The following is a 12,352-nucleotide window of genomic DNA, read 5'->3' as shown; positions in this document are numbered from 1 at the left end:
CAATTAATGAAAGAATGGAAAATGAAAATAGCCGTATTACTAAGTGGGGGCGTGGATAGCTCTTATAGCGCTTATAGCTTAAAAGAACAAGGGCATGAGTTAGTGGGGATTTATCTCAAACTCCATGCGAGTGAAAAAAAGCATGACTTATACATTAAAAACACTCAAAAAGCATGCGAGTTTTTAGGCATTCCTTTAGAAGTTTTAGACTTTCAAAAGGATTTTAAAAGTGCGGTTTATGATGAGTTTATCCTAGCTTATGAAAAAGGGCAAACCCCTAATCCATGTGCTTTATGCAACCCTTTAATGAAGTTTGGACTAGCCCTAGATTACGCTCTAAAATTAGGGTGTGAAAAAATCGCTACCGGACATTATGCGAGAGTTAAAGAGATAGATAAAGTCAGTTACATTCAAGAAGCCTTTGACAAGTCTAAAGACCAAAGCTATTTTTTATACGCTCTAAAGCATGAAGTGATTGCTAAATTAGTGTTTCCTTTAGGGGGTTTGTTGAAAAATGATATTAAACCTTTAGCTTTAAAAGCGATGCCTTTCTTAGGCACTTTAGAGACTTATAAGGAATCTCAAGAAATTTGCTTTGTAGAAAAAAGTTACATTGATACTTTAAAACAACATGTTGAGGTAGAAAAGGAGGGCGTAGTCAAGAATTTACAAGGCGAGATAGTAGGTTCGCATAAAGGCTATATGCAATACACTATCGGCAAACGAAAGGGTTTTAGTGTTAAGGGAGCGCATACACCGCATTTTGTCCTTAAGATTGATGCTAAGAATAACGAGCTAGTTGTGGGTAAAAAAGAAGATTTAGCCACGCATTTTATAAAAGCCACTAACAAATCCTTGATGAAAGATTTTAAAAGTGGCGAATATTTAGTGAAAGCTCGTTATAGAAGTATCCCCACAAAAGCGTTCGTAAGTTTAAAGGGCGAGATGATTGAAGTGGAATTTAAAGAGCCTTTTTATGGTGTGGCAAGCGGACAAGCTTTGGTAGTCTATGAAAATGATGTAGTGCTTGGTGGGGGCGTGATTATTTAAGGGCTTACTATCGCTTGTTATGCCATATTAGCTCTTGTATGATTTGATTAAAGACGCTTGGCATTTTTATTTTTTAACTTAATCCACTTTTATTTAAAATTTTCTAAGCTAGGAAATCCATGCGAATCTAAGTGAATGTATTTAGGATTTGTTAAGCCCCTTTCATCGCTAGAGATTAAGGGCTTTGGATAGGAAAATTTAGAATGCCCTTTGGCTAGAGTGGCTAGAACTTTTGCGTTTAATGCCATAGTCTCATTTAAAAATGCCATTTGTTTAGTTAATTCGCTTAAAAATTCTACGCTTAAGGTTTTTAGAGTGTGCTCATAATTCGCTAAGATTAGGGCTTGCTTTTCTTTATTGCCCTCAGTGTTTTTTAACTCTTTGTCTCGCTCTATTAGGGCGTTTTGATAGCGGAGTTGCAATTGATTGGCACATGATTTTAAATGTTTTTTGTCGCATAAGAATTGTGATTTTAAAGTCTCTAGGCGTTTTTCTAGGGGTAAAAAGGTTTGTAGGGCGTCTTCTTTGGCTTGAATTTGATTTTTAAGCTCATTGTGGAATTTTTTCAAACGCAAGGCTTGGTAAGCTTGAAAATCCTTATTGACTAAAGCGTTGTATTCTAAGGTCTTATTGTGGAATTTTTCATTTTGCATTTGATTTTCTAAAACCTGTTCGCACAAGATTTTTGAAGCACTCATTAAATCTAATTGTGAAAGTAAATTAGCTGTTTTAGGCTCTTTGAGTAAGAAAAGGGCGTTCTTTTGCTCTTGGATTTCTAAAGAATTTGTGGCTTCTTTTAAGGACTTAATATCACTTAAATAGGGGCAATGCTCTTGTAAAAAAATCATTTTAGATTGCTCTATTAAGCGTTCTTGTTCTACACTCTCTTTCAAGCGTTTTTCTAGGGCTTGTAATTTTTCTAATTCTAAAGCACTTTGTTTTAATAAAGGATTAATATCCATAAGGCGGATTTGACTCGCATTCAAAAAACGCCTTTGACTTGCTAGAGTGCTGTTAGCCTTTTTGATTTCTGCAAGCTGGTTTTGATTGTTCAAAAGCACATTTTGATAGACTTGCAAACTTTCGGTGAGCTTATAGAGCATGTTAGCAAGTTGTTCGTTAGAGCGTGCGAGCTTGGTATTTGCTTGAGAATCAAAAGTCATCATTATCTGTGCGTTTGAGAAAGTTAAAAAACAAACCATAATGCAAAAAAGTTTCATTGAATTATCTTTATTGTAGTTTTATGGCGTCTATTTTATCTCGTTTTTATGCGTGAAAAACACGCAAACCCATAGCTTTTAAGATAAAATAAGAAATTTTTATGCCATTTTTGGAGCGAATGTGGAATTAAGTTATTATGAAATTTTAGAAGTAGAGCAGCACAGCAGTCAAGAGACCATCAAAAAATCTTATAGAAAGCTCGCTTTAAAATACCACCCTGATAGAAATGCCGGCGATAAAGAAGCCGAAGAAAAATTCAAGCTTATTAACGAAGCGTATGGGGTATTGAGCGATGAAAACAAGCGAGCCTTATACGATAGGTATGGTAAGCAAGGCGTAGAACAAGGGGGCTTTAGCCAAGGTGGTTTTTCGGATATTTTTGAAGATTTAGGCTCTATTTTTGAAAGTGCGTTTGGGTTTAACACTAGGGGGGCTAAAAAGCAAAAAAGCTCTATTGAGCCTGATTATTTGCATGCAGTTGAATTGAGCTTTAAAGAAGCGGTTTTTGGTTGCAAAAAAACGATTAAGGTTCAATACCAAAGCGTTTGTGAAGTTTGTAATGGCACAGGAGCTAAGGATAAAGCTTTAGAGACTTGCAAACAATGCAACGGACAAGGGCAAGTGTTTATGCGTCAAGGTTTTATGAGTATTGCTAGAACTTGTGGGGCTTGTAAGGGGGCGGGCAAAATGATTAAAACCCCATGCCAAGCGTGTAAGGGCAAAACCTATACGCTTAAGAATGAAGAAATTGAAGTGCCAATTCCTGAAGGCATTGACAATCAAAACCGCTTAGTTATTCAAAATAAAGGGAATGAATATATAAAAGGTAGAAGAGGGGATTTGTATTTAGAAGCACAAGTGAAAGAAGATGAGCATTTTAAACGGCAAGGCTGTGATTTAATCATTGAAGCTCCGGTTTTTTTCACTTCTATAGCACTTGGTTCTCATATTAAAGTGCCGTCTTTAAAAGGCGAATTAGAATTAAAAATTCCTAGAAACGCTAGAGATAAGCAAACTTTTGCGTTTAAAAATGAAGGCGTGAAAGACCCCCAAAGCTCTTATAGGGGGAGTTTAATCGTAGTATTAAAAGTGATTTATCCTAAAAGCTTGAGTAACGAGCAACAAGAATTATTAGAAAAACTGCATGCAAGTTTTGGCTATGAAAGCGAACCGCATAAAAATGTTTTAGAAACTTGTATTTCTAAATTTAAGGACTGGTTTAAATAAAGGTTTTTTTATGCATGACTTTCTAAAAGCCCTTAAAAACGCTTTTCCTTATACCATTTCTATTTTTTTAGGGTATTTGCTTATGGGAATCACTTTTGGAGTGCTTTTAGTCCAACATGGCTATGATTATAAAACCGCCTTATTTATGGCGTTATTCATCTATGCTGGGGCGGGTCAGTTTGTGGCTATCACGCTTTTAAGCACACAATCAAGCTTGATGAATGTCGTTATTGTTACTTTGCTAGTGAATGCGAGACAAACTTGTTACGCTCTTTCTATGTTAGATAAATTTAAAAACACCAAATGGCGTTTACCCTATTTGGCCCACGCACTCACTGATGAAACCTTTGCCTTATTAAATTTGTATGAGCCTAAGAAAGGGGTTAATAAAGAAGATTTTATTTTTAGTATCACTTTACTTAATCATTCTTATTGGGTTTTAGGGTGTTTAGTAGGTTCATTAGTGGGTTCGCATTTTTCCTTTGACACTCAAGGCATGGGTTTTGTGATGACAGCGATTTTTATCGTGCTGTTTATGGAGCAATACAAACGCACCACTAACCATAAAAACGCATGGCTAGGGATTATTATTGCTACTATTTGTTTAATTCTTTTTGGGGCTAAATATTTTTTACTTATCGCTCTTATTTTAATGGTGCTTGCTCTCATTCTTTTTAGGAAGAAATTAGAATGTTAGAGCATTCTACACTCATTATTTTAGTGGTCATGCTTACAACTTATTTCACTCGCATTTGGCCTTTTATCGTATTTAATGCTAAAAATCCGCCTAATGATTTTGTGCGTTATTTAGGCAGGGCTTTATCATGTTCAGTGATAGGCATGCTAGTGGTTTATTGTTTTAAAGACACTCAAATTTTAGAACCCCCTTATGGGATTAATGAAATCATCGCTTTTTTGTCGGTTGTCTTTTTACACCAAGTTTTTAAGGCGTTTGTTTTAAGCATTACGATACCTACCATTCTCTATATGTTTTTAACTCAAAGCCATGTGTTAGAAAAAATATTTTAATTTCAGTTTTCAAACACCACGCAAAACGAATTTTCATAAAACGAGCTGTTTAAACAAGGTTCGCTATGAATGACTAAACGCATTTTATAACTTTCGCATACCTTTTTAACCAAGTCTAGTCCTATACCATAGCCTAACACACTAGAATTGAAATGCGCATAGCGAATCGTAAGCTCATCAATCTTATCTTTAGGAATTTCATACCCTAAATTTGTAACTTTCAAAAACTCAGGCGTTAGCTCTATATGGATATACCCATGCACTACATTGTATTTAATCGCATTCATCAATAAATTGCTATAAAGCGAAATGAAATCTTGCTCCCTAGCTTTAAATTTCACGATGGCAAGCTCACTTTTAAATTCAAGCTTATGATAGGCTATTATCTCACTAAAAAGCATGTTTTCTTTCATAATGAGGGCTTTTAAATCTAAAATGATGGGGCATTCACGCTCAATATCTTGCATAACTAAGCAAGAGAGTGAGCGATACAAAAAATTCATGCGTTTAATGGCTATTTTAATACGGCGGTGTTGCTCGTTATCTTCTAAGGTTTTTAACGATAAAAGTAAGGCACTCATAGGAGTGTTTAATTCATGCGTAGTGTTTTTTAAAAAATTGTCTATGCGAGTGATTTCATTTCTAATGGGCTTTAAAAACAAACGCCCCAAGAAAACAGAAATCCCTATCACACATAAAAACGCCACTACAAACACCAAAACAATATTGCGGTATAAAGAAGAAAAATTTAAGGGCTTAGAATTTTTAAAAAGCATTTTAGCCACGCCTAAATGGGCGAATGTCCTATCACTGATTAGGTAATAGTTGTTTTTAATTTCATAAAAGCCTATATCTTTATGGTTTTTGATAATTTCTTTAGCATTTTTAATCGTAGAATAAAGAATATTGTGTCTGCTATCAAAAAGTGCGATTTCTAAATCTGTATGGTGTGAAATAAAAGTTTCTAGGGCTTGCTGGTATTTTCCATGAGATTGCATGTGTAATTCTATAATTTCGCTAGTGGCTTTGTGTATCGTAGCGTTCATATCTATTCGCATGGCTCTTAATTGCATGTTTTTTTCGTAGTTAAAAAATAGAATGCCAATAATCAGCATTAAAACAAACGAAGAGCCTAAATAAACCCCTAAAAAGAGTTTGAGAGATTTTTTCTCATAGTGGTTTAAAACAATAGCCCACCCCCTTATGCGTTTGTATACAATCTTTGCCTAAAAACTTACGCAACACTTTAATATAAGTGCGTAAAGTAGAATCCTCAATAGGCTGTTCCCATAGGTTATTTTCTAAGACTTGAGAACTAATGATTTGATTTTTATGCTCCAAAAAGTATTCTAAAAGTTTAGCGACTTTGGGCTGTAAAACTTCTTGTTGATTATGGATATTTAAAACACCATTACAATAAGAAATGTTAGGCATAATCTCTATAGGCTCATCATTAAAAAAGCGTTTAATGCGTGCTTCTAATTCATCTAAGTCAAAAGGCTTTTTCAAATAATCGCTCGCCCCTAAGTTAAAGGCATGTTTTAAAGTGGCATTGTCTTGTAATGCTGTGATGAAAATCGTAGGCGTAGAGATTAAAAAATCGTTTTTGATATTTTTAAATAATTCTAAACTATTCATTTTAGGCACTTGCACATCTAAAAGCAAGAGATGAAAACGCTCAATAGAAAGTATTTCATAAGCTTCTTCGCCATTAAAAGCACAAGCTACCTTATAGCCCAAATGTTCTAAAAATTCCTTGATACTCTCACTTAAGAGATAGTCATCTTCTAGTAAAAAAATCTTTTTTTGCATAGGGGTATTGTAGCAAAAAGAAGGCTCAAAGAATGATAAAAAAGACTACCCCCTTAAGATAAGGGGGCGATATAAAGGGTTATTTTTTAATTCTCACATTCTTAATCACAAAATACGCTGTGGGGATAATAAAAAGCGTTAAGACAACGCTACTCATCATGCCCCCTAGCATGGGGGCAGCAATAGATTTCATAATCTCACTTCCTGTGCCATGACTATACATAATAGGAATAAGTGATGCTAGAATGCTAAAAAAGGTCATAAGCTTGGGTCTTACCCTAAGCACCGCTCCATGCATGATAGCGTCTTTTAGTTTGCTACTAGTTTGTTCTACTAAGGGTGTTTTAATAAACGCTTGGTAGGCATCTTCTAAATAGATAATCATTACAATAGCCGTTTCACTCGCCACCCCCAAAAGGGCTAAAAAGCCCACTAACGCCGCTATACTCATATTAAAGCCCATCACATTCATAAAGATTAACCCCCCTAAGAACGCAAAAGGTAGAGTGAAAAAGCATAATAAGGAGTTAGTGAAATTCTTTAAAGCAAAGACAATGAGAATAAAGATGATAAAGATACTCACCGGCACGATGTATTGTAAAGTCTTAAACGCATCTTCTAAATACTTGCTTTCGCCACTAAATTCATAATAATACCCACTAGGTAATTTCACTTTTTCTAACGCTTTTATGGCTAGTTGTCTGTAGGCATCAGAGCTTACGCCATTTTGTGGCACTATGTAAATGAAATTCACATTCAAGCCCTTTTCGCTTTTTAACACCGCCGGAGAGTTATCATAATACACATGGGCAAATTCTTTTAAGGGCATGTAATTGTAGGCGGTTTTGATATAGAGATTTTTTAATTTCTCAATCGTGTTTCTGTCTGTGTCTTCTAAGCGTAAAGAGATAGGGTAGCTTTCTACACCATTTATCATGGTTGTGAGCGTAGCACCACCTAGGGCGAATTTAATGGTATCTAATACCGCACTTTTATTCACGCCATAACGAGCTAGATTTTCATCATTCAAATCTAGTGTGATGTAGTAGCCATTGTTAGAACGCTCTGCAAAGACAGATAAGCTCTCTTTTAGGGTTTTAAGCTGTTGCTCCATTTGTATGGCTAATTCTTGTAATTTATCCGTGTCATTACCATAGAGCTTGATGCCTAAAGGCGTTCTAATACCGGTTAAGAGCATGTCAGTTCTGCCACGAATGGGGTAAGTCCATGAATTAGTCAAGCCTTTTAATTGTAAGGTTTTTTCTAATTTGTCTCTCACTTCTTTATAACTAAGCTTTTCTTTCCATTCGCTTTGTGGTTTTAATTCAATGTAAGTTTCTATCATTGCTAGTCCTGCCGCATCAGTGCTAGTGTTAGAACGCCCCACTTTACCAAAGACTTGTTTGACAAAATCTAGTTGTTTAATGGCGGTATTGCTTTTTTTCAAATATTCTAGGGCGACATCAATGCCTACGCCATTAGTCGTTACAGGCATATACATAATAACCCCTTCATTGATTTGGGGTATAAATTCCCAGTGGAGTTTCTTATAAGTGAAATACAAGCCCCCTAAACCTAGCACGCTAAGTGCTAAAAAGGCGTATCTAAACTTAAGGACAAAATTCAAGCACACGCCATAAATTTTGATGAAAAAGGCGTTAATAGGGTTTTTAGATTCTTCTAAAATCCGCCCTTTAATGAGCCATACCATTAAAATGGGGACTATTGTAATAGATAATAATGCTCCTACTAGCATGGCAAAGGTTTTGGTATAAGCTAAAGGGGCAAAAAGTTTTTCCTCTTGACCGGTGAGTGCGAAAATTGGCAAGAAAGAGACCACAATAATCATTAAAGCAAAGAATATCGCCCCACCTACATGCTTAACCCCTTCCATAATACCATTCACTCTTTGAGTGTTGTCATTCATATCAATGTGTTGCAAATGCTTGTGAGCGTTTTCTACCATAACAATGGCGGCATCTACCATAGCCCCTATAGCAATCGCAATGCCCCCCAAACTCATAATGCTTGCTTCAATATTAAAATATCTCATAAGCAAGAAAGAAATACATACGGTTAAGGGTAGAGTGATAATCACCACTAACGCACTTCTAAAATGCAACAAGAAAATCGCAATAATGATTAAAACAATCACGCTTTCTTCTATGAGCGTATGCACTAAATTATCAATGCCTTTTTCAATCAACTCGCTTCTATCATACACGCTTGTGATTTTCACATCAGGGTTACTCGCTTGTAAAGTAGCGATTTTTTCTTTAATGGCTTTGAGAACTTTATAGGTATCAGCGTGATAGCGCACCATAACAATTCCGCCCACCACTTCCTTATCGCCATTTAAATTTGCCGCCCCCCTTCGTGGTTTTGGCGTTAATCTCACGCTCGCAATGTCTTTGATTTTTAAAGGGATTGCCCCTTCTTTTTTAACCACAATTTCTTCTAAGTCTTTTAAGGTTTTAATGTAACCAGAAGCACGAATGATTTTTTCAAATCCATTTTCTAAGATAATGCCCCCACCGGTATCGTTATTAGACTTTTTAATCGCATTTGTGATTTGCTCTAAGCTTAGGTTATAACGCACTAAAGCGTCATTTTTAAGCGTAACTTCATAATCCTTGACAAAGCCTCCTACACTTGCTACTTCGCTCACCCCATCAACGCCTAAAAGTGCGTAGCGGTAATAAAAATCTTGTAAGACTTTCAAATCGCTTAAATTCTTGCTATCGCTATGCAAGGCATATTGATACGCCCAGCCAATAGAAGTAGAATCGCTTCCTATTTCTACTTTAGCGTCTTTAGGTAAGTTGCCTACTCTATTTAATTGCTCTAAGACTCTATCTCTAGCCCAGTATAAATCCACGCCATCTTTAAAAATGATGTAAATCAATCCGCTTTCATAGCTAGAAATGCCCCTAACCGTGTCAATATTAGCAATACTCATAAAAGTGGAAACTAACGGATAAGTAACTTGCTCTTGCACAATTTTTGGGCTTTGGTTAGGGTAGGTGATTTGCACGACCACTTGTGCGGGGCTTAAATCAGGCAAAGCGTCAAGGCGCACGGTTTTAATCGCCCACATAGAGCCTAAGAAAATCAGCAGAGTGGCTAGAGTTGTTATAAGCTTGTTTTTAACGCTTAAATCAATGATTTTTTCTATCATTTTTAATAATCCCCATTATTTTGAGCGTCTGCATCTAGCACAAATAAAGCATTATTAGCGACTTCTTCGCCCACTTCTAAACCTTCCAAAATTTCATAACTCCCATCGCTTAAACGAGTGGCTTTAATTTCTAAAGGGCTTAAACCAAAATCATCTTTTTTAAATACAATCGCTTTCCCCCCTTTAATCAAAACCGCCTCTTTAGGCAAGACTTTCATTTTTTTAGCTTTTTGAAAGATTTCTACTTGAGCGAACATGTTAGGGTAGTAGAGTAGTTTAGAATTAGGCACATTGAAACGAGCCTCTAGCATTTTGTCTTTTTCATTGACAATAGGATTGATGTTTTCAAGCGTGATTTCTTGCTTACCCTTAATCCCTTCTACAAATAAAGTGGCTTTAGTTGTGTTTTTTAAAAACTCTAAATCTTCTTGATTAACTTTAGCAATAGCCCATAATTTGCTTAAATCTATGATTTGAAAAAGCTCTTGCCCTTTTTTAATAAAGCTTCCTTCATTTAAGTCCTTGCTTTTTCTAAAAATGATTCCGTTGAAACGAGAGTAGATATTAATTTCGTTTTGGACTTTATGCGTGCTAATCACTTTTTCAATGCTAGAATTTTCTAAGCCTAAAAGGCGTAATTTTTCTTTAATCGCATCCACTTGGTGGTTGAATTTCAATGAGGATAGCAATTCGCTTTGCACGCTCGCTAATTCTGGCGAATAGATAGTGAGTAATTTTTCGCCTTTTTTTACCGGCGTATAAGTCCTATTGGTATAAAGCTTTTCTACATAGCCATCAAAACGCACATTTTGAGAAAAAATAAGCCTTTCATCTGGCTCTAAAGTCGCATAATAACGCCGACTTTGTGCAAACTCTTTTTCTATGACCTTAGTCGTAGAGATATTAAAATGCGTTTTACTCTTGGCTAAAGCGGTTGTTTTTTGGGTTTGCTTAGTTTCTGTTTGGGTTTTATTATCTTGTTGGGTAGCGTTCAAGCTTAGCGTTAAAGCAAGTGCTAAAATTAAAGAGAGTTTCATTCTAATCCTTTAAGGTTTTGTAAAGACAAATAAGCACTATTTAAAGTGCTTAAAGTTTCAAGCTGAGTGATTTCAATGTTGATTTTGTCGTTAAACGAATTGTAATAAGCGTTGTAATCGCTACCAGATGGCAAGTCATCAGCATAGATTTGCACGATTTTTTCATTGGCTTTTAAGATTTTATCAATCGCTTGCAAGTTTTTTTGCAAGGTTTCAATTTTTTTAATGAGTTTCAAAGCCAAGTGGTGCGTTTTGTTTTTAGCGTTTTCTAATTCGCTTTTTGAGGCAAGGCTTTCTTTCTTTTTTTGCTCCACTAATTTAGCTTGCTTGCCATAGATAGGTAAAGGAATTGCCACGCCGATACTGAACATATCGTAGTTATAGTAGCGTTGGCTACGGAAATAATACACGCCGGTTACATTCACATCTTCAAAAAAACTTTTTTTAGCTAAAGTGATGTCTTTTTGGGCTTTTTGTTCATCAATTCTAGCCATAGCAATATCATAGTTAGTGGAGCTAATTTTTTGCATTTCTTGCTCTCTATTGAGTTCAAAATTTTTAGGGGCAATGCTTAAAAGCTCATTTCCTCCAAAGGTTAATTCGCTCATCACATAATGGCTGTTATGCAAGGCATCTTCTAAATTATTCTTTTTGATTTCTAATTGTGATTTTAAAATTTCTAATTTAGCAATCGCTACAAGATTGGGCGAGCTAGAATTATTGGCTTTATAAAGTGTGTTATCTAGGTTTTTAATGGCTACTTCTAAAAGCTTGATTTCTTGCTGATTCTTATAATTTTCAATGCCATTTATCATCAAATTAATTGCTAATTGTTGTTTGGTTTTTTTAAGCTCTAAAATCTTTTTTTGCTTTTCTAAGTCTATAATCTTAGATTGCGTGAAACGCTTACCATTTAAATCTACTTTTTGAGATAGACCTAAACTCATGTTTTGCATTAGGGTGCTATCAAGCCTATAAAAATTACTCACATTAGCGTTGTTGTAGCCTAGATACAAAATAGGGTTATCCCATTTGCTAACTACCTTTGCTTTAGAGCCTAAAGCATCAATTTGGTCTTGTAAGGCTTGTATTTTTTGATTTTTAGAAAGATATTTGGAATAAATAGTGGTTATTTGAATGTTATCTTGGGCTAGTAGCTCTGAATTATAAGCTAACCCAACCAAAAAAAGTCCTAAAAAGCGTGCGAACACGCCTTTTTTAAAAAGTAGCGTGCGCATAGGGTTTCCTTATAAATCTACACTTGTTTTAGTGCGATAAGTTTTACCCTCTTTGGATTTAATATCCACTTTAACTTGCCAAGTCCCACTCATAGATAAATTAGCTTTGGCCTCATAAGCACCATCTTTTTCGCTGACCTTAGCAGTCTCTTTCATCGCTGGCATACCGGGCATTTCGGGCATTAAGAATTGCACACGCACTTGGGCCTTATCCAATACTTTGTTATTTAAAGTAGGGGTTACAATAAAAGTATTTTCGCCCTTAGTAGGATTACCCACAGACTTCATTTTAACTTCCAAGTCATTTGCCTTTAGAGTTTGCTCCCATGCACTCAATCCTGTAAGAGATAAAGCACTTGCCAAAAACAATGTTGCCAATTTTTTCATGTTTTCACCTTTGAAATAAAGTTACAAGGTTAAGCCCTTGTTTATGCTTGTCATTGTAATTCTCTTTTGTGTAAAAATTGTGGAGCTGTTTTTGGATAAAATGACTTTATTTTCAAAAAGAAAGGATTAAAGCCATGCGAACTTTAGGCAAATTTCTAGAAAAAGAGCTTGAA

General features: G+C 35.5%; 11 protein-coding genes. 4 read left to right on the top strand and 7 right to left on the bottom strand.

The window, feature by feature from the left end; translation table 11 throughout:
• The first annotated feature begins 21 nt into the window (after positions 1–21).
• Complete coding sequence (gene mnmA / locus C6H25_RS03985; RefSeq protein ID WP_104748203.1) at positions 22–1,050, top strand: tRNA 2-thiouridine(34) synthase MnmA; 1,029 nt, start codon at positions 22–24, stop codon at positions 1,048–1,050.
• A gap of 89 nt (positions 1,051–1,139) precedes the next feature.
• Here mnmA and C6H25_RS03980 read toward each other — a convergent pair whose 3' ends face one another.
• Positions 1,140–2,270, bottom strand: coding sequence for a hypothetical protein (locus C6H25_RS03980; protein WP_104748173.1), 1,131 nt, complete (start codon positions 2,268–2,270; stop codon positions 1,140–1,142).
• A gap of 121 nt (positions 2,271–2,391) precedes the next feature.
• Here C6H25_RS03980 and dnaJ point away from each other — a divergent pair, with 121 nt between their 5' ends.
• Genes dnaJ through C6H25_RS03965 form a run of 3 tightly spaced genes read left to right on the top strand, consistent with a single transcriptional unit; the run spans position 2,392 to position 4,527 of the window.
• Complete coding sequence (gene dnaJ / locus C6H25_RS03975) at positions 2,392–3,498, top strand: molecular chaperone DnaJ (RefSeq protein ID WP_104748172.1); 1,107 nt, start codon at positions 2,392–2,394, stop codon at positions 3,496–3,498.
• 10 nt (positions 3,499–3,508) lie between these two features.
• Entirely contained in the window at positions 3,509–4,195 is a 687-nt protein-coding gene (gene azlC / locus C6H25_RS03970; protein ID WP_104748171.1) for an azaleucine resistance protein AzlC, read from the top strand.
• A complete protein-coding gene (locus C6H25_RS03965; protein WP_104748170.1) occupies positions 4,189–4,527 on the top strand; it encodes a branched-chain amino acid transporter permease in 339 nt (112 codons plus the stop codon). Before azlC ends, C6H25_RS03965 begins: the two co-directional genes overlap by 7 nt.
• A gap of 2 nt (positions 4,528–4,529) precedes the next feature.
• On the opposite strand, the gene C6H25_RS03960 is transcribed toward C6H25_RS03965, so the two are convergent.
• From C6H25_RS03960 to crdA, 6 genes are all read right to left on the bottom strand, one after another.
• Complete coding sequence (locus C6H25_RS03960; protein WP_158653868.1) at positions 4,530–5,642, bottom strand: sensor histidine kinase; 1,113 nt, start codon at positions 5,640–5,642, stop codon at positions 4,530–4,532.
• Between the two features lie 55 nt (positions 5,643–5,697).
• Positions 5,698–6,339 (bottom strand): copper response regulator transcription factor CrdR, encoded by a 642-nt coding sequence (gene crdR / locus C6H25_RS03955; RefSeq protein WP_104748168.1) that lies wholly within the window; start codon positions 6,337–6,339, stop codon positions 5,698–5,700.
• Between the two features lie 79 nt (positions 6,340–6,418).
• Entirely contained in the window at positions 6,419–9,517 is a 3,099-nt protein-coding gene (locus tag C6H25_RS03950; protein WP_104748167.1) for an efflux RND transporter permease subunit, read from the bottom strand.
• 2 nt (positions 9,518–9,519) lie between these two features.
• Complete coding sequence (locus tag C6H25_RS03945) at positions 9,520–10,554, bottom strand: efflux RND transporter periplasmic adaptor subunit (RefSeq protein WP_104748166.1); 1,035 nt, start codon at positions 10,552–10,554, stop codon at positions 9,520–9,522.
• Positions 10,551–11,792, bottom strand: a complete 1,242-nt coding sequence (crdB, locus tag C6H25_RS03940) for a copper resistance outer membrane protein CrdB (RefSeq protein WP_104748165.1) — start codon at positions 11,790–11,792, stop codon at positions 10,551–10,553. The genes C6H25_RS03945 and crdB overlap by 4 nt, the downstream gene beginning before the upstream one ends.
• A gap of 9 nt (positions 11,793–11,801) precedes the next feature.
• Complete coding sequence (crdA, locus tag C6H25_RS03935) at positions 11,802–12,179, bottom strand: copper resistance determinant CrdA (protein ID WP_104748164.1); 378 nt, start codon at positions 12,177–12,179, stop codon at positions 11,802–11,804.
• Positions 12,180–12,352: the final 173 nt, after the last annotated feature.

Source organism: Helicobacter cetorum (assembly GCF_900198405.1).
In the GTDB taxonomy this organism is placed as follows: Bacteria; Campylobacterota; Campylobacteria; order Campylobacterales; family Helicobacteraceae; genus Helicobacter; species Helicobacter cetorum_C.
Note: the sequence above shows the minus strand (reverse complement) of the source record. Positions and strands in the feature narration are given on the sequence as shown.

Coding starts and splice junctions, on each gene's coding strand:
- mnmA (WP_104748203.1), top strand. CDS start 22: ATGAAAATAGCCGTATTACTAAGTGGGGGCGTGGATAGCTCTTATAGC.
- C6H25_RS03980 (WP_104748173.1), bottom strand. CDS start 2,270: ATGAAACTTTTTTGCATTATGGTTTGTTTTTTAACTTTCTCAAACGCA.
- azlC (WP_104748171.1), top strand. CDS start 3,509: ATGCATGACTTTCTAAAAGCCCTTAAAAACGCTTTTCCTTATACCATT.
- C6H25_RS03965 (WP_104748170.1), top strand. CDS start 4,189: ATGTTAGAGCATTCTACACTCATTATTTTAGTGGTCATGCTTACAACT.
- C6H25_RS03960 (WP_158653868.1), bottom strand. CDS start 5,642: ATGCTGATTATTGGCATTCTATTTTTTAACTACGAAAAAAACATGCAA.
- crdR (WP_104748168.1), bottom strand. CDS start 6,339: ATGCAAAAAAAGATTTTTTTACTAGAAGATGACTATCTCTTAAGTGAG.
- C6H25_RS03950 (WP_104748167.1), bottom strand. CDS start 9,517: ATGATAGAAAAAATCATTGATTTAAGCGTTAAAAACAAGCTTATAACA.
- C6H25_RS03945 (WP_104748166.1), bottom strand. CDS start 10,554: ATGAAACTCTCTTTAATTTTAGCACTTGCTTTAACGCTAAGCTTGAAC.
- crdB (WP_104748165.1), bottom strand. CDS start 11,792: ATGCGCACGCTACTTTTTAAAAAAGGCGTGTTCGCACGCTTTTTAGGA.
- crdA (WP_104748164.1), bottom strand. CDS start 12,179: ATGAAAAAATTGGCAACATTGTTTTTGGCAAGTGCTTTATCTCTTACA.